This window comes from Thermococcus sp. CX2, from assembly GCF_012027555.1.
In the GTDB taxonomy this organism is placed as follows: domain Archaea; phylum Methanobacteriota_B; class Thermococci; order Thermococcales; family Thermococcaceae; genus Thermococcus.
Genome location: NZ_SNUQ01000001.1, coordinates 466,007 through 484,200, shown reverse-complemented (window position 1 = coordinate 484,200; position 18,194 = coordinate 466,007). Strand labels below are relative to the sequence as shown.

General features: G+C 50.4%; 16 protein-coding genes. 5 read left to right on the top strand and 11 right to left on the bottom strand.

Going from position 1 to position 18,194, the window contains the following annotated elements:
- Positions 1 to 67 precede the first annotated feature (67 nt).
- The 7 genes from cas3 to E3E23_RS02680 form a co-directional block, all read right to left on the bottom strand.
- Positions 68 to 2,698, bottom strand: coding sequence for a CRISPR-associated helicase Cas3' (gene cas3 / locus E3E23_RS02710; protein WP_167906158.1), 2,631 nt, complete (start codon positions 2,696 to 2,698; stop codon positions 68 to 70).
- Complete coding sequence (gene cas5b, locus E3E23_RS02705) at positions 2,698 to 3,531, bottom strand: type I-B CRISPR-associated protein Cas5b (RefSeq protein WP_167906157.1); 834 nt, start codon at positions 3,529 to 3,531, stop codon at positions 2,698 to 2,700. Before cas5b ends, cas3 begins: the two co-directional genes overlap by 1 nt.
- Positions 3,531 to 4,712 (bottom strand): type I-B CRISPR-associated protein Cas7/Cst2/DevR, encoded by a 1,182-nt coding sequence (gene cas7i, locus E3E23_RS02700; protein WP_167906156.1) that lies wholly within the window; start codon positions 4,710 to 4,712, stop codon positions 3,531 to 3,533. Before cas7i ends, cas5b begins: the two co-directional genes overlap by 1 nt.
- Positions 4,712 to 5,014 carry a hypothetical protein gene (locus tag E3E23_RS02695; RefSeq protein ID WP_167906155.1) on the bottom strand — a complete coding sequence of 101 codons (303 nt, stop codon included), beginning with the start codon at positions 5,012 to 5,014 and terminating at the stop codon, positions 4,712 to 4,714. The genes cas7i and E3E23_RS02695 overlap by 1 nt, the downstream gene beginning before the upstream one ends.
- A complete protein-coding gene (locus tag E3E23_RS02690) occupies positions 4,980 to 6,686 on the bottom strand; it encodes a hypothetical protein (protein ID WP_167906154.1) in 1,707 nt (568 codons plus the stop codon). Before E3E23_RS02690 ends, E3E23_RS02695 begins: the two co-directional genes overlap by 35 nt.
- The gene (gene cas6 / locus E3E23_RS02685) at positions 6,667 to 7,455 is read right to left on the bottom strand and encodes a CRISPR-associated endoribonuclease Cas6 (protein WP_240920722.1); all 789 of its coding nucleotides are present in this window, start codon (positions 7,453 to 7,455) and stop codon (positions 6,667 to 6,669) included. Before cas6 ends, E3E23_RS02690 begins: the two co-directional genes overlap by 20 nt.
- Positions 7,456 to 7,570: 115 nt before the next feature.
- Complete coding sequence (locus tag E3E23_RS02680; protein ID WP_167906153.1) at positions 7,571 to 8,269, bottom strand: acetate--CoA ligase family protein; 699 nt, start codon at positions 8,267 to 8,269, stop codon at positions 7,571 to 7,573.
- A gap of 146 nt (positions 8,270 to 8,415) precedes the next feature.
- Here E3E23_RS02680 and E3E23_RS02675 point away from each other — a divergent pair, with 146 nt between their 5' ends.
- Positions 8,416 to 9,714 carry a DUF4139 domain-containing protein gene (locus E3E23_RS02675; protein ID WP_167906152.1) on the top strand — a complete coding sequence of 433 codons (1,299 nt, stop codon included), beginning with the start codon at positions 8,416 to 8,418 and terminating at the stop codon, positions 9,712 to 9,714.
- Here the strand turns inward: E3E23_RS02675 and E3E23_RS02670 are convergent, their stop codons facing one another.
- A complete protein-coding gene (locus E3E23_RS02670) occupies positions 9,715 to 9,948 on the bottom strand; it encodes a hypothetical protein (RefSeq protein ID WP_167906151.1) in 234 nt (77 codons plus the stop codon).
- Positions 9,949 to 10,044: 96 nt separating this feature from the next.
- On the opposite strand from E3E23_RS02670, the gene E3E23_RS02665 reads away from it, so the two are divergent.
- The 3 genes from E3E23_RS02665 to trmBL2 all read left to right on the top strand — a co-directional run bounded on the left by E3E23_RS02665 (position 10,045) and on the right by trmBL2 (position 15,555).
- Complete coding sequence (locus E3E23_RS02665; protein ID WP_167906633.1) at positions 10,045 to 10,575, top strand: SWIM zinc finger domain-containing protein; 531 nt, start codon at positions 10,045 to 10,047, stop codon at positions 10,573 to 10,575.
- Positions 10,576 to 10,628: 53 nt separating this feature from the next.
- Positions 10,629 to 14,294, top strand: a complete 3,666-nt coding sequence (gene rgy / locus E3E23_RS02660) for a reverse gyrase (RefSeq protein ID WP_167906150.1) — start codon at positions 10,629 to 10,631, stop codon at positions 14,292 to 14,294.
- Between the two features lie 466 nt (positions 14,295 to 14,760).
- Positions 14,761 to 15,555, top strand: a complete 795-nt coding sequence (trmBL2, locus tag E3E23_RS02655; protein ID WP_167906631.1) for an HTH-type transcriptional regulator TrmBL2 — start codon at positions 14,761 to 14,763, stop codon at positions 15,553 to 15,555.
- Positions 15,556 to 15,560: 5 nt separating this feature from the next.
- Here trmBL2 and E3E23_RS02650 read toward each other — a convergent pair whose 3' ends face one another.
- Genes E3E23_RS02650 through E3E23_RS02640 form a run of 3 tightly spaced genes read right to left on the bottom strand, consistent with a single transcriptional unit; the run spans position 15,561 to position 16,830 of the window.
- Positions 15,561 to 15,773 carry an ArsR family transcriptional regulator gene (locus tag E3E23_RS02650; protein WP_068666338.1) on the bottom strand — a complete coding sequence of 71 codons (213 nt, stop codon included), beginning with the start codon at positions 15,771 to 15,773 and terminating at the stop codon, positions 15,561 to 15,563.
- Entirely contained in the window at positions 15,770 to 16,099 is a 330-nt protein-coding gene (locus E3E23_RS02645) for an Sjogren's syndrome/scleroderma autoantigen 1 family protein (protein WP_167906149.1), read from the bottom strand. Before E3E23_RS02645 ends, E3E23_RS02650 begins: the two co-directional genes overlap by 4 nt.
- A 5-nt stretch (positions 16,100 to 16,104) precedes the next feature.
- Positions 16,105 to 16,830 (bottom strand): arginase family protein, encoded by a 726-nt coding sequence (locus E3E23_RS02640; RefSeq protein WP_167906148.1) that lies wholly within the window; start codon positions 16,828 to 16,830, stop codon positions 16,105 to 16,107.
- A gap of 138 nt (positions 16,831 to 16,968) precedes the next feature.
- On the opposite strand from E3E23_RS02640, the gene hxlAB reads away from it, so the two are divergent.
- Complete coding sequence (gene hxlAB / locus E3E23_RS02635; protein ID WP_167906629.1) at positions 16,969 to 18,189, top strand: bifunctional 3-hexulose-6-phosphate synthase/6-phospho-3-hexuloisomerase; 1,221 nt, start codon at positions 16,969 to 16,971, stop codon at positions 18,187 to 18,189.
- Positions 18,190 to 18,194: the final 5 nt, after the last annotated feature.

The following is an 18,194-nucleotide window of genomic DNA, read 5'->3' as shown; positions in this document are numbered from 1 at the left end:
TGCTACACTTTTTGATGAGTCTGTTTTTGGTGTAATTTTTGCTACACAAAAAGGTGTAAAAACAGGCTTACAAAATGTCCTCAGCATCCATGTCCTCTCCGAAAGCCGCGTCTATTCCACGTTCCCAGAGGATTTCGAGTTGTCTTTCATCCAGATTTCTGAGAACCGGGAACCCTTTGAAGCTTCTGCCTTTAATGGCGTTCAAAAGGTGAGCGTCTTTGAGTACTGTCCACACCGGGACACTCACGGAGAACTCTTGAAGGAGTTTCCTGAGTTCCCATTTGTTAGGTTTTTGGCCGTTGAGTTCTTTTGAAATAAGATCTCGAATCTCTGCCCAACTCTTGCTCCAGTTGCGAGATTCGGAGAGAACCTCACCAAAAACCTTTGCAGTTTCATCGCCGTATTTTTTGCCGTACCATACCATCAGTTGCGGAATTACAAAGTAAATGCCACCTATCTGACGGAAGACCCTCTGAGCCTCAGTCTTCTTTTCAAGTGTAAAGTAGTCGAGCTTTCTAAGGAGCTCTTTAATCTGCCTTGTATACTCTTCAAGGATTCCTCCACTGTAGACCTCGTTTATCGCGTTCCTCTCGGCTTCGTAGTCAATGGTTTTTCCTTCGAGCGATTTGATGATCTTCGCGGTTTTTTGTAAGACTTCTCTGCCGATTCCCTGGCCGTAAACTGCACTTGTCCCTCTATCAACGCCAGAGAATACAATGATATTGGGTGAGTTTACGGCATAGTCAGTATCCCTATTTCTGTAAACCCTCCCCCATCTCTGCACCTGGCTGTCTATCGGCGAGATTTCGGTTATCATGGCATCAAAGTCCAAGTCCACCGATGCCTCAACGACTTGAGTTGCCACTAGGATGACCCTTTCTCCGGCATTGAGCCTCGATTTGAGTTCGAGAATTACTTCGGACTTCCTCTTCTCCGGCAGGCGGGAGTGGAGAAGGTGCACACTCCACCCGTTCAGTTTCTCAGAGAGCTCCCTGTAGGCTTCTACTGCCTTTTTGACGTTGTTAAGTACTATCAGGACGCTTCTAAACTCATGTTCTTCAAAATCCTTGATAGCCAAAAGAACCTCCTGAAAACCATCAAAGCTAACACCCTCTTTGGAGTAGCGGAAGAGACTCCCCTCAACGAGTTTGACGCAATGCCTTTTCAGATGGAGATTCTTGACGTTAAGCCCGTGTTTTCTCGCCTCTTCAAGGACATCGACGATTTCAAAGCCCTCTTTTTCGAGAAAATGTCCTATGTGTGGTGGCAGCGTCGCGGTAATTACAAGCACTTTTCCCTTAGCTTCTTTTATGAGTTGAAGTGTCTTCAGAAAGACCGCCGCCATTTCTGGGGTGTAAGTTTGAACCTCGTCCACGACTATGGCTGATTCAGGATAAACTGAGACAACCTTATCGGAGCCGTAGTAATTTAGGGAAGTCAGAAACACCTGATCGGGCGTCGAGAGCATCACAGGCATTGCCAAAAGCCCAGCGGAGTTCACCTTCTTCTCAACCTCGATGTCGTTTCCGGCACCTTCGACGTATTCCATGAATGCCGTCGAGTGAAGCAAGCCCACAGATTCGTCGTCAAAGTACTCCTCTGAAAGCCTCTTGTAGAGGTCGTTGAGTGCAACCCTGAGCGGGAGCGTGTAAACGAGCTTGCCTCTGCTCTTTGCCCAGAGAACGCCAAGTTCAGTCTTTCCAGATCCTGTGGGTGCAACGACGACGAGGTAGTCCGAATCCTTTCTATTGAGCAGCTTCTTCTGCCAGAGTTCTTCGAGAGTGAGCCCTGTCTTCCTCAGCTTCTTCTCAATTCTTTCCCTGATTCTCTCCTCAACGTCCTCAAAGACCTTTGAAATGTCGAGCACGGTCTCAATAGGAAAGTCCCCGCTCGCAGAATAGTCGCATCTCCTAAGCATGCCGAGGAAAACGAGGAAGTCAACGTCAAGTCCCTCAGGATTGTAGATTGGAACGCTCTCTGAAAGGTCATCATCCCACGTTTCCACTTTCTCCTTTAGTGCCTCTATGCGAGAGAAATCGGGTTTTATCTCAGCTACTGCCTCCTGGATGAAGTCTTCGTCAAATTGCTGCTTTATGGCTGTGAGGTAGTCCTGCAAAAATCTCTCAAGCTCTTTACGCTTCGATGTCAAAAAGTCAAGATACTTCTCAACGTCCTCAGGGTAAAGTTCGACTATGTGCGAGAACTCTTTGTCATCTGAGAAGAACTCGTTATAGTGATGGATAAGAACTGCCGCCCTTATCTTTGCTTCCTCATCTATGTCCCCAAGAAGCCCTGCACTCCAAAGAATGGAGAGAATCTCATGTCGAGCTTTTATGTTTCCACTTCCCTCGAGAAGTTCCTTAAGTTCTTCTGGAAACTCTTTTCCGTAGAGTCTCCTTTGGAAGTCAAGGTTTATCTTGCCGAGGTCATGGAGGATTATTGCCTTTGCGAGCCCTTTGAAGAGCACGTTCCTTTTTTCTGGATCTCTGAGAGGTTCATAGGTTATCGCACTTCCAAGGCGTTCAATGAATTTATACAGCTCGGCACATCTTCTCAATGCGGTGTTCACATGGTCAATCAAGAGAGCATCTTTATCGCCACTTTTTGCCTTGAGAAGACGGAACAGCTTAGTGGTAGCGTTTTCTTCCAGATTTTTATTTTCTCTCTTGAGAAACTCGTCTATTGTAACCTGAGACATCACAACCACCCGCTCGCACTCCCATCGGTAACAACCTTGAGTGTCTTTCCTTCGATTGAATACTCCTCAAGCCTTACTTTCTCTTTGAACTTCAGGAACGTCCAGGCACCAACGTAGATTACAGATTTGAACTCAACGTCTCTGAATGTATTGGTGTTTATCTCTGCCTTGTGCCTCACGGGCTTTCCATCGTTCTTGAAGATGACCTTTACGGGAATAGCGTACGTTGGATACTCCTTTTTCCTCAGCATTTCAATGGATGCAGCAACGTAGGTTGGATACCTAATCGCAACTTCTCTCGCTGTTTTTTCTGTCCCTTCAGTGAACTCCACCCTCCTCACGAAGACAACGTCCTCGCTCCTGCCGAGGGACAGCACCTTCCTTGGCTGCTTAAGGGCTTCTTTTATCTCGTTCAGTAAGCTCTCTTCTCCCTTTAGAAGGAGGTAAATCCAGCCGTTGAAGAGCTCCTGCTGCAAAACGGGACTTCTCTGAGAGGTTACGGGGAAGCCGTAGAGGGGGAGGTTTTGGTTCCACAGTGTGGGTTTTCCCCTGAAGCGGACGAGCGATATTCCCGTTTTTGTCGCCTTTATCAGCTGCTGGTAGTTCCAGAAAACGCTCTCAAAGCCGCCGTGAACGCTGACCTTTAGATCCCACCAGGTTTCAATGCCGCGCTCAAGACCATACCAGTCGTTAAGAGCGTTTTGGAGCATGCCGATTATCGTTGACTTTGGTGGCAACGGGTAAGTCTGGGCATAATAAAAGGTAAAGGGGTTGCGATACTGAGCGAAGGGCTGGAATAGCTCTATGAACAGCGTTTTCTCGGCCATGGCCATCACTTGAGCTTTACTTCTATGCTCGGGTCTTTGAAAACCTTCACCTCTGAGAGCTTTTCTCCGTCTTGGAGGAGCTTTTCAATCGCCGACAGAACCCTAGACTCATTGAGTTCAGCTACATTGATGTCCTTTGGAAGACCCACTATCTGGAACATTGGCTTCCTGCTCTTGGAGACGACGTGCCTTATCCTGATGACCTTCTTCCCATTCTCCTCGCGTTCCTCGATTTCGTCGTATTCCTCTTCGCTGTATTCGTCTAGGAGCTGGATTCTGTCCTTAAACGTCTGGTAGGGGGTGTCCTTATAAATTCCAAGAACAAGAAGTCTCGGTCTAAGATCTTCCTCCCTGCCCTTAATGGAGCGCTTTAGATTGAGTATACCCTCGATGAGCTTCTCCATGCGCTCTTTCTTTTCTTCGGGGAGCAGGGAATACCTTATGTGGACGAGTTTGTTGTTAACGTTCTCGAAGCTTTCAAGCTTTACCTTCTCACTCTGGACGAGTTCTCTCGTCTCCTTCCCCTTTTTGAGGATGAACCTGACCTTACCATCGTTGACTACTATGTCCTCGATTTTCATCTTGACTTCCTTTCTCTCCTCGTCCCTGCCCAGGGTGACCTCGCTTCCGAGGGTTACGAAAACATCAACTGTTCCGACCTCGTCAAGGTCAACGACGAGCGAGTAGAGGTAGAATGTCTCGTGTTCCTCGGCCGTGAACGGGTTTGGCTTCATCTCGCCGTAAACTTTCCTCATCCTGTTGGCCATGCCAAGGTTCGCGTTGAAGAGCGCGTCGTAGTTAAAGGGCGTCATTGAAACCGCGTGGCTTAACTTTGCAGGGGCACTTCTGAAGTTCTGGGGTGTCGTTGAAGTTATCAAGTATCCAAAGAGGTCGAACTCTGGATAGAGGAGTATCTCTCCTGTGAGAAGCAGGTCCGTTGCGGGCTGTATCACAGTGTTATCACCACTTCCCGCGCGGTGAAGCTTTTCTCCCTCAGCCACTTCCCAGAGGCCGAGTTTTCTGCCAGTTTCGAGTAAGCTATACCTCAGCGCATACCTGCTCACGAGCGTGTACTGCCTTCCATCCCAGCGGGTTATCTTCTTGAGTTCCTGGTAATTCCCGCTCCCTTGGTCGTAGTTGAGGGAGCTACCATAAAAGACGACGTCCATAACGAGGAACCTGCTCATTAACCACCACCTCCAGCCATTATGCCAAGTATAACAGAGTAGGCAACTTTCTCAAATTCTGCCTCGGAAGAAGGAAAGACTTCCATAAGCGCGGAAGCAAGTTTTTTAGCGTTAGGGTTGTCCTTGGAGTGGGCGTTGATAGCTCTGAGCAGAATCCAGAGAAACTCGTTCTGGTCGTTTGCCTTGACTGCATTGAGTAGGTCAAACACGAGCTTCTGCTGGTAGTTGTTCGAGCCGGCCTTGCCAAGAACTTCTCCGCTCAGCTTTTTAATCTTCCACAACTTTTCCCTCTGAACCGACATCACCACCGCCTCCGGCGAGACCAATAATCAGGACGAGAGCGAAATCCTCCCAAGATTCATCGTTGTTCAGAACGCGCCTGAAGAGGTAGTTGTTAACCGTTGCAACTTTGTCTTTGCTTTTGGCTTGGAGGAGTGCTTTGAGCAGGATATTGACAAAGGCATTTCTGTTGTGCCTTCTTAGCGCTGAGAAGAGTGGATGAATTATATTCTTTCCGTTAATTTCCTGTGAGAGCTCTTTGAGTACCGCGGCAACATGAACCATATCTCTGTAGAAGTCCTTCGCCTCAACTGCCGCCCGCTTTGGACGATCGAAGAAGGCCTTGTCAAATAGGGTCCTGGAAGTTCCTTCTTTCCTTAACTTTGCGTCAATAGCGAGAGCATAGAAGCTTGCCTTCCAGTTGAGGAAACCATTGTCCTTCACGGCATTCCACACGTGCTTTGAAATCAGCGGATAGAGCGTTTTCTGCTTTATAAACTCACCGAGGAGCCAGACGTTTGAATCGCCAGTTGGTATTGAGGTGTTTATCGCATCCCTAATCTCGTTGTCTAGGATTATTGAGGCGTGGAGCTTGGGGATACCTACGTATTCGACGCCCTTGAGCTTCTGGTTTTCGATGTTTTCAAATTCAATGATGTATAGATTCTCAAGAGAAAACCTTGCCTTGGTTTCCACGATTTCGTCTATTATTGCAGACCATGTTAGTCTGAAGAGCATTGCCTTGCCATTGGAACTTTGAATGTGAACTTTCAGCCTCTTGTTTATCGCGTAGCAGCTTTGGAGTTCTGGAGTGTAAATCATTACGTAGCTTCCGGGGATCCACTGGAAAGCGTTGAAAAAGGACAGGAAAATAGCATAGGCCGGCATTCCTGCAGGGAGCATTTTTGTTATCTGCTCGACAGTTAAAGGCTTCGTGTAGCTCACGTTTGGGAATTCAACAGGGGAATAGAGGAAGGGGTTTATCGTTGAGTCAGGAATCTTTTCGTACGTCGGTAGTTTTCCTTTCTTAATTTCCTTCAGCCGATCGTAATTCATCTTGAGAAGCCAGTAAAGGTACTGGAAGGCCATTATTGGCTTCTTTTTGGGATTGTACAGGAAGAAATTCCTGTGATCCTTAGGTATCTGGAGCTCGTAGTGACCAATTGTCTGAAAAAGGCGTTCTTGTGCGTTTTCAAAATTGTTCTCTTCATCGTTGAGAAGTTCTTCAACAAGATCTTTTGAAACCTCCTGGAGATTTTTCTGTTCTTTTTCAAGGAAATGTCTCTCCTGGTCTATTTTCTTGGAAAGTTCCTCCACCTTTGTTCTCAGCTCATTTGCCTTTTTCTCACTTTTCTCAATTTGCTTTCTCAGCTTCTTTTCCATTTTTCTTGGGCTTTTTGAGAGCTCGTCGTTTAAGGTCTTGAGAGAGTTCTCGACATCTCGAAGCTTCTTCCCAATGTCGGATATCTGGGATTTCAAGTCTTGAACGTTCTTAATGTACTTGTGATAAACTGAGTGATGAAACAGATACGCCAGAGGAAAATACCCATAGTAAACTTTTTCCGGCTCCTCTTTGATGCGCCTCTGGAGCTCATTCAAGTCCCAGCCGTAAACTTCCTCCATCAAATTCACGAATCCCAAAATGCCTGCGTCAATGAACCAGTTTCCAGTGAACCTAAGTTCTTCCCCTCCCATCAACTTTCACCATCCCAAACCCGATCGAGTTCTTCTCCCCGAAACCAGCTTGGTAGCCAACCCTCAGCAGTTCATCGTCGCCGTAGGCCCTGAAGACGAGATGCCACGCGATCTGGAAGATGCCTGGCTTGACCTCGAAGCGCTTGGGCTTGGCGTTGAGGACCTTCATCTCGAACTCTTCCGGTGGCCTGTCGCCGTGAATGCGGGCATACTTCTCGCGCAGATTCTCTTTGATTCGCTCGTAGAACTCCGGCTCGTTGGGGCCAAGGTCATAGCTCCTCGGCTTTCCGAACTGAACCCTCTTCGTCGTCACGGCTATCGGTGAGAGGGTCACGAACTTCCTCCCGCTCAGTTTTTGTGGCTCAGCGAGAGCTTGGACTTCCTCAACCGTGAACTTCTCGCCCCAGAGCTCTACCTCAGGTTTCTGGAGCAGGCCGCCGATGAAGGCTTCAGCAATCTCGGCGATGGGCGTCGAGAAGTAGAAGAAGCCCCGTCTGTAGCCGAGCAGATGGCTTTTGTCCTCCGCCAACTCTCTCTTCTCGGCCATGAAGAGGGAATACGTGAAGAGCTTCGGGACCTTTGGATTGTGGAGGCTTAGGCTGAGGTTTGGATTGACGCTCTGAATCCTTCGGTAGACAAGTCCCTGGAGCTTGTGCTGGTGGTTGAAGGGTATCTTAAATGGTTCATTCTTCGGAAGGAGTCTTATTGCAAACCTCACGTGGACATCACCAACTTTCTTGTTCATGGTAGCTCGGATGTAAACACACATGGTAACGGGTTCGTGTTTATAACCTTTTCTACTGGAGCGCGTACGGAAGAAGAAATTCAAATTCGGATTGGGTCAATTGAGGTCTGAGTAAAAGAGAACCAAGAAAAAGAGGACATCAGAGAAGCATCCTCGCGTCAACGGCAACCGCGCTGTCCTCGTAGGCGAAGATCGGGTTGATGTCGAGCTCCTTGATCTCCGGAAGCTCCAGAGCCAGCTCGCCGACCTTGACGATTATGTCAGCGAGGGCCTCGATGTTCACCGGCTTCTCACCGCGGGCTCCAGCGAGAATCGGATAGGCCTTTATCTCCTTTATCATGTCAAGGGCCTCTTCCTTGGTTATCGGGGCAACGCGGAAGGAAACGTCCTTGAGAATCTCGACGAAGATTCCACCGAGACCGAACATGATGGCTGGACCGAACTGCGGGTCGCGGATCATTCCGACGATGACCTCCTTGCCGAGCGGGAGCATCTTGTAGACGATGACACCCCAGAGGTCCGCATCCGGCTTGTAGTTCTTGGCGTTCTCCATGATGGTTCTGAAGGCCTGTCTGGCCTCCTCGTCGTTCTTGATGTTGACCTTAACTCCACCCGCGTCGCTCTTGTGGATGATTTGCGGAGAAACAATCTTCATAACGACCGGGTAGCCGATTTCCCTTGCGAACTGAACGGCCTCCTCCTCGTTGGTGGCGACCTTGAAGTCCGGAACCGGGACGCCGTAGAGCTTGAGTATCTCCTTGGCCTCCGGTTCGACGAGCGGCCTGTTTTCGGCCTTGGCCTTCTCAATGATTGCCCTAGCCTTCTCAATCCTGTCCATATCAATCACCCCATCAGCTTGACAGTTGTGAATCTCCTGGGAGAGTTAAAAGGGTTTCCATTTGCCAACCTTCCGTTTCAGTCTCGTTTGAAGCAATGACGGGGTATAAATACTATGCCGCCGAAAAAGATACTGGGTGATTTATGATGAAGAGAAAAATGCTCGTCGGACTTGGGGCTGTGCTGATTCTGATTCTGGCGGTTTTTTCTTTCCAGGGAGAGAAGGCTGTAGATAGCAACACCACGGTCGTTCTGTACAACTCCGTTAAGATCGGGGTAATTGAGAAGACGATCGAGGTGGAACTCGAGGGAGGAATAAACAGCGTTTCCCTCGACGAGTTGGCGGGTTTGGATATAGCTGAGGTCACGATAAGACCGCTCGACGACGGGGCGAGAGTCCTCGGAATCTTCAGTCGAGGTTCTACTGGTGACATTTACAGCGCCAACGTCGGGAGCGAGGTCGAGGTGAAGCTGAGGAGCGGCGATACCGTTACCGGAAAGTTCCTTGGCATCAAGGACGGCAAGCTTGCTATCCAGGGCGATGCATACTACATCATCAACCCGGACGAGGTGGTTTACTTTAAAGCCAAGAACCTCGAGGGTGCTTCGAGCGTTTACGCATCCATCCAGGCCGATAATGCCGGCAGATACAGCTTCGACGTCATCTACCGCGTTTCCAACATGAGCTGGTCTTCCCGCTACAAGCTCTACATCGAAGATACCGCCAAACTCTACGGCTACATCGTGATAGACAACCCCACCGCTCAGACCTTTGAGGGTGCGAAGGTTCTCCTCGTTGCCGGTGATGTCCAGCTTTATCAGAAAGCCTTCCCACAGCCGGGGGTTATCTATGCAAAAGCTGAAGAGGGAGTCGTGGAGCTGAGTGAGCCCCAGAAGATCGAGGCCTTCTACTTGTACAAGCTCGGTATAGTCGACCTGAACCCGTCGAGCAAGATGGCCTTTCCGTACATAAGCTTCGAGGTTCCCTTCGAGCGTGAGTATCTCTACGAGAGTTATCCCTACGGCGACGGGGCGGTCTATGAGTCAATCTCGTTCAAGACGGAGCAGGTTCTTCCAGCAGGGGTTGTCGAGATTTACAGGGAAACCGAGGACGGAACTCTCCTTATAGGGGAACGCTGGATAGAGCACACGCCCAAGGACGAGACCCTCAGGATAGGCATAGGAAGGGACTACGACCTCAAGGGGAGCACGGTTATCCTTGAGGAGGAGCACGGCGATGGATACGCCTACTACAAGGTAAAAGTAACGGTTGAGAACTTCGGCGAGGAGACGAAGACGGTCATAGTGAGGCACTACAAATGGGGCAAGCTGCTGAGCTCGAGCATTGACCCTATCAATGAGACCGTCAACTACGTCGAGTTCAAGGTCACTCTGAAACCCGGAGAAAAGAAGGAGATAGTTTTCGACTACGAGAGCCGCTGGTGATTAAGACTTCCTCAGCGTTATCTCGAACCTATTTTCACCTTTTGTCACGTCCAGCACGAGGCCCTTGTCGTAGTCTATAAACCTCGTCCCAACGAGGGCGTAGCCTTCCTCCTTGAGGAACTCCACCATCTTCAGCCCGAGCTCGTCGAACAGCTTCGCCGCCATCGCGGCCATGCTCGGCTCCTTTATGTCAAGCTCATCGTGATACCTGCGCGCGAGTTCGAAGACATCCATACGTTATCACCATTAACTATTATCCCTGCTGTGATAAAACGGTTGCGGTCGAAAGGCTTAAAACCCTCCGGTCAGTTACTAAAACAAGTGGTCAGCATGGACGAGAGGACTCTCAAAAAAGGGGAGCGCTACTATAAGGCCGGTAAGGTTCTCTGGGTTGTTAAGTATAAGGACAAACTCTTCTCCAAGGTTCTTGGGACGTATCCATACTATGTCGAGCTTGACCTCTCCACCGGTGAGAACAGGTGCACCTGCCCCCTGGGTGGAGACTGCAAACACGTTGCCGCCGTGATAAAGGCCCACGAAAACGGCTTCTACTTCGAGGCCCTGGAAGACTATGCTCTGCTGTATCCTGAGGCCGTGGTATTGGAGATGCTGGCGAGCGTTCCGGAGCTGGCGCTGGATGTTACCCTCAAGGAGCTCCGCTTTGCGATGAGCACCGATGAGAGCGGCAGCGAGGTGGCGAGGCTCTTCAGAAGGGTGCTGAGGCTTGCCGAAATCACGAAAAGGGTTGAAGTGCTTCACGTCCTCGAGGAGATTCTTGACGAATACAAACACGTCTTCAGCGATTACGAGCTGGCCCTAAAGCTTGAGGATGAACTGAGGGAGCTTAAGACGAGGCTCTAAAAAAAGCCTTATAAATTCCTGAAACACCAAATAGGAACTTAGAGGGTGGGAAAATGAAGGCCGTTTATCGGGAGATGTGCCCAAACTGCGTCGGTAGAATCTCCGATGAGAGACTGTGCAGTAAGAATCCCTGCGATGAGTGCCTCCCCGAAGCTGTTCACGCTAATTCTTATTTGGAGCTTATAACTGCTGTGAGAAATGCGCTTAAGCTGCGTGGCACACTCAAGGCCTGGGAGGAGCTCTACCAGCTTGAAAGCCAAACGCGCGAGATAGAGGAGTTCTTCGAAAAAGCTACTGGCTTCACCTTCTGGAGCGCCCAGAGGACGTGGGTCAAGCGGCTGGTCAGGGGAAGGAGCTTCTCAATCATAGCCCCGACGGGAATGGGCAAGAGCACCTTTGGAGCCTTTATGGCAGTTTGGCATGCAACCAAAGGCAAGAAGAGCTATATCGTCGTCCCAACGACTCCGCTGGTAATCCAGACAGTTAAGAAAATCGAGAAGATAGCAGAGAAAGCCGGCATTAAGGTTAACCTCGCATACTACCACGGCAATCTCAGGAAGAAGGAAAAGGAAGAGATGGTCACCAGGATTCAGAACGAGGACTACGATATCCTGGTCACCAGCGCCCAGTGGCTCGCTCGGAAGTTCGACGAGGTTCTGAAGGGCAGGCACTTCGACTTCATCTTTGTTGACGATGTGGATGCCTTCCTCAAGGCCTCAAAGAACATAGACCGTTCGCTTCTCCTTCTCGGCTTCACGGAAGAAATAATCCAGAAGGCGTGGGAGATAATAAGGCTGAAGAAGAGCATGGCGCGCTATCTAAACGGCCGCGCCGAAGACAGGGACGAGAGGCTCAAGGAGCTTAACGAGGAGATAGAGAAGCTCCAGCGCGAGATAGAGGAGTTCAAGGTCAGAAACAACGTCGGCATAATGATCATCGCCTCGGCCACTGGGAGCGCGAGGGGGGACAGGATAAAGCTCTACCGCGAGCTGCTTGGCTTCGAGGTGGGGAGTGGACGTTCCGCGTTGAGGAACGTCGTGGACAGCTATCTGAAGCCGAGCAAAGACATCAAGGAGCACGTGGAGGAGCTCCTCGCGAGGCTCGGTAGGGGCGGCATAATCTTCACCCCCATCGATCAGGGGCTGGCATATGCCGAAGAACTGGCGAATTATCTCAAGGAAAAGGGCTTCCGCGTTGAGCTCGTTTCGTCCAGGAACAAAAAGGCAATTGAGAGGTTTGAAAACGGCGAGGCTGACTACTTGATCGGCTCGGCCACCTACTACGGCTCTCTTGTCAGGGGTCTCGATTTACCCCACCTCATCCGTTATGCGATCTTTACGGGCGTTCCAAAGTTCAGGTTTTCCATAGACCTCGAGAGGCCGACCATCTACCGCGCCCTTGGTTTGATGAGCGAGATTATGGACTTCCTGAGCGACGAGCAGAGGAAGGAGGCGGAAAAGCTTCACGCAAGGCTGAGGAGGCTCATCAGAAACATCCCCCAGTTTGAACTCCTAAAAATCGAGGAGGCGCTGGCAGAGGGGCTGCCGATTGAGGGTGGCTTCCAGAACCACGTCCTTGACGTTTTCAGACAGGTCGTGGAGTTTCTCAGGAGGGTTCTCAAGGACGGGGAGGTTCTGAGAAAGCTCGCCGAGGATCCCTTCATCAGCCTAAAGGAAGAGGGCGGAAAGTGGTACATCGAGATTCCAGACGTGAGGACGTACATACAAGCAACGGGAAGGACGAGCAGGCTCTTCGCGGGAGGAATAACCAAGGGACTAAGCGTCCTGATAGTGGACAACGAGAAGGTCTTCAACGGTTTAGTTAGACAGATGCGCTGGCGCTTCACCGAGTTCAAGATGGTGCCCTTCGAAGAGCTGAACCTCGAGGAGATACTCCGTCAGATCGATGAGGACAGGGAGAAGGTAAGGCTCGTGATGGCGGGCAAGATAAGCGCCAAAGTCAAGGATCTCGTTAAATCCGCTTTGATGATAGTCGAGAGCCCGAACAAGGCAAGAACCATAGCCAACTTCTTCGGCCAGCCGAGCAAGAGGAGGATAGGCGACCTCGTCGCTTATGAAGTGAGCATAGGCAACAGGATGCTGACGATTTTGGCGAGCGGCGGACATATGTTCGACCTTGTGACCAACGAAGGCTACCACGGCGTCCTCGTCGAGCAGAATGATGGAATGCTGAAGTTCATCCCAGTTTACGACACCATCAAGCGCTGCCGCGACTGCGGCCATCAGTTCGTGGATTGGGAGGAGAAAGGTATCTGTCCGCGCTGCGGCTCGACCAATGTCCGCGATGCGCTCGAAAACGTCAAGGCCATGCGCGAGATAGCACAGGAGGTTGACGAGATACTCATAGCGACGGACCCCGACACCGAGGGTGAGAAGATAGCTTGGGACATAAGGAACGTCCTCTCACCTTACACCCCGAACATCAGGCGCATAGAGTTCCACGAGGTCACGAGACCTGCAATACTGAGGGCCATCGAGGAGGCGCGCGACATCAACGAGGGCCGCGTGAATGCCCAGCTCGTGAGGAGGATAGAGGACAGGTGGATAGGCTTCGAACTCAGTCAAGAGCTCCAGCGCGTGTTTGAAAACAGGAACCTCTCAGCTGGAAGGGTTCAGACGCCCGTCCTTGGCTGGGTCATAGAGAGGTATAAGGAGTTCACGGAGAGCGAGACTTACTTCCTCGGTTTAACCCTCGAGAACGGCCTAAGCGTAACACTCGAGGTCGGCAAAGACGGCAAAGAAGTCAAGCCCCCCGAGGAGATCGTCGTTGAAGATGTTAGCATCGAAGAGCGCGAGATAAACCCATCCCCACCCTACACCACCGATGCGATGCTGCGCGATGCATCAACCTTTCTCAAGCTTTCGGCTCCAGAGACGATGCGCTTGGCTCAGGACCTGTTCGAGCTGGGTTTAATCACCTACCACCGTACCGACTCGACACACGTCAGCAGCACTGGAATAGAGGTTGCCAAGGAATACATAACTCAGGAAATCGGAGAGGAGTACTTCAAGCCGAGGCCTTGGGGTGAGGAGGGAACCCACGAGGCCATAAGGCCGACGAGGCCGATAGACACGGGCAGGTTAATGCAGCTTATCCGTGATGGCGTTATTACTCTTCCCAAGAACCTCACGAGGAATCACTACAGGCTTTACGATATGATATTCAAGCGCTTCATGACCAGCCAGATGAAAGCCGCGAAGGTTCTCTATGAAAAGGCCACCATCGATGCCAGCGTTGGGAAGGCTGAAGTGGAGGGCTACGTGGATATACTTTACGATGGATGGGCCCGCATAAGGAAGCTGCCCCTCAGGGAGCTGCCAAAGCTTGAGAAAGGACAGAAGCTCAAGGTGGTTGAGAGCAAGAAGTGGAAGGCACCGAAGGTCCAGCTATACACCCAGGGTGACCTCATTGCGTTAATGAAAGAAAAGAAGATAGGCAGGCCCTCTACCTATGCCAAGATAGTTAAGACGCTCCTCCAGCGTTACTATGTCATCGAGACCCGCGGGCGGAAGAAGCTCGTGCCGACGGAACAGGGCATTAAGGTTTACCACTACCTCATCAGCAAGTACAAAGAACTGGTCAGCGAGGAAAAGACCCGTGAACTTGAGGAGATAATGGATCAAATAGAAGAAAATAAAGTTGACTACCAAACGGTGCTTAGGCAGCTTTACAGTGAGATACAGGAATATCTGAAATGAAACCTGCGATCTAGATAGATGGCGCGCTTGACGCGAGCTTTTTTAAAATCTTTTAAACTTCTAAAATTTATCTTCTGGACTTTTGGTGTTTATGCCCTGACTCTGTGTTTGTATGGTATTCGATAATGTGGTATCAGCACTTGATGGTTTGTAAGTTTTTTGGAGAGCTAATGTCTGTACGGATTATTGTAAATCATCCAAATAACTTACATTCCGTTTCATTTTTCCTTAATATTGTTTCATTTAGTACGCTATCTTTCACTATAATTTTGCTTTTCAGTAAGACCAAAAATTTTAAAATCTCTCTGTAGTAATAGGTTTGCATGTAGATGCAACGGCCGTAATATCCGGCGAAGTCATTGCCGAATAATCTTCGAGACATAACTTAAGACACTAATGAGCCGTGGAAAAAATTTATATGTGGTTAAACCTACATAAAAACATAGAAAATGTGGTGGTGGTAAAAATGGTTAAGGACAGGATGGTAGAGCTCCTTCAGGAGCACTTTGAGTTGAACCTCTACGAGGCCAGGGCATACGTTGCATTAGTTGGGTTCGGAGTACTAACCCCAGCGGAGCTCGCCAGCGTCTCTGAAGTTCCGGCTCCGAGAACCTACGATGTACTCAGGAGCCTTGAGAAGAAGGGCTTCGCCATAAGCCAGCCGGGCAAGGTCAATAAGTACAGGCCAGTTCACCCGGAGAACATCCTCGAGAAGTTCATCGAGGAGTGGCAGGAGCGTGTTAAGGAAGAGCTCGAAGCCAAGAAGAAGGCCAAGGAAGAGCTCCTCGAGCTCATGAACCCGCTCATCGAGACGGAGATTCCGAAGTACGGCGTCGAGAGGATATGGGTCGTCAGGGGCATAAGGAACGCCACCCTCAAGACCAAGGAGATGTTCGAGGAAGTTAGGGAGCAGATACTCCTTGCCGATGATGGCTACATAGCCATCAACCTCGAGAGCGACATCATAAAGGCCATAGACAACGGCGCCAAGGCTAAGATAATCGTCACCGAAAACGTCTATCACAGGCTTGGAACTTCTAAGATAATGGACTACTACAAGGCCGGAAAGCTCGAGCTCAAGGTCATCGACAAGCTCGAGCTTCCGATGCTCATCTGCGACGACGAGGTCTTCTTCGCCCTTGAGGACATGGCTGCCAGGTACTTCAACTACGAGACCCAGATCTGGATAAAGGACTTCCGCGTCAAGGCCCTCTTCGAGGGCAAGTTCAATGAGTATTGGGAGAAGGCGAAGAAGGCCTGAATGGCCTAAACGTACTTGAACTCTTCCTCTTTTTCGTCTTTCTCCTTAATCTTCCAGAAGAGCTTCCCGTTCTTTTGATAGCTTTCGACCTTTCCCTGCTCCAAAAAGCGGAGCAGGTAGCGCCTGACTTCCATCTTTGGAAGTTTAGTTGCCTCGACTATCTCCTCGATGGTCTTGGGGCCTTCCTCCAGAGCCTTCATAACCCTGACGTTCTTCATTCTCCTCCCTCCAGCCTTTTGTATCTCTCCAGCAGCCCTATTATTTTTTCCATGACACTTAAGTGTTTCTCGAGCTCGGTTAAATCCTCGGGAAGCGAGTTGGCGAGTTCGGTTAGCTTCTCCATTAACCGTTCCTCAATTCCCCTCATCTCGGCCTTCCTTTGCCTGGCCCTGTGCTCGCAGATTGGACAGAACACCTTGTCATCCTTCTCGAAGAGAGGCGAGCCGCACCTAGGGCAGTGCTTGTCGAGCATCTTGGCTCCCGAAAGCATGAGGGGCATGAGGATCGTTCTTATCTCTTCTTCTGTAGGGCCCTTCAGTGCCATCCTCTTCACCCCATCAGGAGCTGGAAGACCTCCACGAAGGCCTTCTTTCCTAGGCGGGAGCGTCTAATTCTATCAGAAACTTCGGCCATGTCAAAGGCCCTTATCTTAAAGTTTTTCTTTATCTCCTCGAGGATTTCCAGGAGCTCCTCCAGCGTGAGCTCCCCGTGCTGGAAGCGGGCTATCTTGTATTCTGGCCTGAGAACGTCCATATCGACCGTTAGATATATCTCCTCGCCGAGGTACTTTTTAATTTCGGCCAGTATCTCGTCGAGGGAATTAGTCTGGAGGTTTTTGTAGGCCTTCCACTTTCCGCGCACCTTCCTGCTCCTGAGCAGTGCGGGGAAAATCTTCACGCGCCTCGTCCAGAGCTGAGTTCTCTCGGTGGTCGGGATCATGAGGACTGGTGCGAGGACGACGGCCCTGTTAACTAGGCGTTCCTCGAGGGTGTAAGCGAGCCAGGAGCCGTGGTCGAGGTAGTCGTGCATCAAGTCTGTGTGGCCGTCTATGCTGAGAAGCGAGTTTGGCCTGAGCTTTTCCACTATGCCGTAGGTTGCCAGGTGCTCACCGACGATGTAGGCCCGGTCTTGAGGAATGCGCTCCGCTAAAAGCTCAACCCTGCTCGATTCAACTATCATGTAGTCCTCTATGAGCTTGTTCCGTCTGAGCAGCTGCAGAACGTAGAGAACGCCGTCCCGGTTGGGCTTTTCGCCGAAAGGGATGAACGTGACCATGATTCCACCCGTCGAAAATTAGTCCTCTTCTTTTTAAATCTTGGTGAAGCCCTTCGACAAAATTATGTCAAATTTCAACGCCAAAGTTTAAAAAGTAGCCTGATGAGGTTAAAACGAAAACTCCTTGGAGGCGAGGAGATGATACTTCAGGTTGCTTTAGACTTAACCGACATTGAACAGGCAATTTCTATCGCCGAGAAGGCCGCTAGGGGTGGCGCTCACTGGCTTGAGGTTGGAACTCCCCTCATCAAGAAGGAGGGCATGAGGGCAGTGGAGCTTCTCAAGAGACGCTTCCCAGACAGGAAAATTGTCGCCGATTTAAAAACCATGGACACCGGAGCCTTGGAGGTAGAGATGGCAGCAAGGCACGGTGCCGACGTCGTTTCTATCCTCGGCGTTGCCGATGATAAGACCATCAAGGATGCAGTTGAGGTGGCCAGAAGATATGGAATCAGGATCATGGTTGATTTAATTGGCGTGAAGGACAAGGTCAAACGTGCCAAGGAACTCGAGAAGATGGGTGTTCACTACATACTCGTCCACACAGGAATAGACGAGCAGGTCCAGGGCAAGAGTCCGCTGGAGGATCTTGAGAAGGTCGTCAAGGCCGTCAGCGTTCCAGTTGCCGTTGCCGGTGGCTTGAACCTCGAAACCATTCCAAAGGTCATAGAGCTCGGTGCGACGATAATCATAGTTGGTGGAGCCATAACCAAAGCGAAAGACCCGGAGGACGTCACTAGGAAGATAATCGACCTCTTCTGGGGAGAGTACATGATGACCATCAGGAAGGCCATGACCGATATCCTCGAGCACATCAACCAAGTTGCTGAGAGCATCAGGCTTGAGCAGGTCAGGGGCTTCGTCGATGCCATGATAGGGGCCAACAAGATATTCATCTACGGTGCAGGAAGGAGCGGTTTGGTCGGCAAGGCCTTTGCAATGCGCCTCATGCACCTCGACTTCAACGTCTACGTCGTTGGAGAGACCATAACGCCTGCCTTTGAACCGGGAGACCTGCTCATAGCCATCAGCGGTTCAGGCGAGACCAAGAGCATCGTCGATGCCGCGGAAATAGCCAAGAAGCAGGGCGGAAAGGTTGTCGCCATAACCTCCTACGCCAACTCGACCCTTGGAAAGCTCTCGGATGTCGTCGTTGAGATTCCTGGAAGGACGAAAGCCGACATACCGACGGACTACATAGCGCGCCAGATGCTTACCAAGTACAAGTGGATAGCCCCCATGGGCACGCTCTTTGAGGACTCCACCATGATATTCCTCGACGGCGTCATAGCCCTCCTCATGGCTACCTTCCAGAAGACCGAAAAGGATATGAAGAAGAAGCATGCGACCCTTGAGTAAGGGGT

Bases quoted from the DNA above. Each gene is read 5' to 3' on its own strand.
- E3E23_RS02690 (WP_167906154.1), bottom strand. From the start codon at position 6,686: ATGGGAGGGGAAGAACTTAGGTTCACTGGAAACTGGTTCATTGACGCA.
- E3E23_RS02665 (WP_167906633.1), top strand. From the start codon at position 10,045: ATGGACGAGAGGACTCTCAAAAAAGGGGAGCGCTACTATAAGGCCGGT.
- E3E23_RS02695 (WP_167906155.1), bottom strand. From the start codon at position 5,014: ATGTCGGTTCAGAGGGAAAAGTTGTGGAAGATTAAAAAGCTGAGCGGA.
- cas3 (WP_167906158.1), bottom strand. From the start codon at position 2,698: ATGTCTCAGGTTACAATAGACGAGTTTCTCAAGAGAGAAAATAAAAAT.
- E3E23_RS02650 (WP_068666338.1), bottom strand. From the start codon at position 15,773: ATGAAGAACGTCAGGGTTATGAAGGCTCTGGAGGAAGGCCCCAAGACC.
- cas5b (WP_167906157.1), bottom strand. From the start codon at position 3,531: ATGGCCATGGCCGAGAAAACGCTGTTCATAGAGCTATTCCAGCCCTTC.
- hxlAB (WP_167906629.1), top strand. From the start codon at position 16,969: ATGATACTTCAGGTTGCTTTAGACTTAACCGACATTGAACAGGCAATT.
- trmBL2 (WP_167906631.1), top strand. From the start codon at position 14,761: ATGGTTAAGGACAGGATGGTAGAGCTCCTTCAGGAGCACTTTGAGTTG.
- E3E23_RS02680 (WP_167906153.1), bottom strand. From the start codon at position 8,269: ATGGACAGGATTGAGAAGGCTAGGGCAATCATTGAGAAGGCCAAGGCC.
- E3E23_RS02670 (WP_167906151.1), bottom strand. From the start codon at position 9,948: ATGGATGTCTTCGAACTCGCGCGCAGGTATCACGATGAGCTTGACATA.
- E3E23_RS02645 (WP_167906149.1), bottom strand. From the start codon at position 16,099: ATGGCACTGAAGGGCCCTACAGAAGAAGAGATAAGAACGATCCTCATG.
- cas7i (WP_167906156.1), bottom strand. From the start codon at position 4,712: ATGAGCAGGTTCCTCGTTATGGACGTCGTCTTTTATGGTAGCTCCCTC.
- E3E23_RS02675 (WP_167906152.1), top strand. From the start codon at position 8,416: ATGAAGAGAAAAATGCTCGTCGGACTTGGGGCTGTGCTGATTCTGATT.
- E3E23_RS02640 (WP_167906148.1), bottom strand. From the start codon at position 16,830: ATGGTCACGTTCATCCCTTTCGGCGAAAAGCCCAACCGGGACGGCGTT.
- cas6 (WP_240920722.1), bottom strand. From the start codon at position 7,455: ATGTGTGTTTACATCCGAGCTACCATGAACAAGAAAGTTGGTGATGTC.
- rgy (WP_167906150.1), top strand. From the start codon at position 10,629: ATGAAGGCCGTTTATCGGGAGATGTGCCCAAACTGCGTCGGTAGAATC.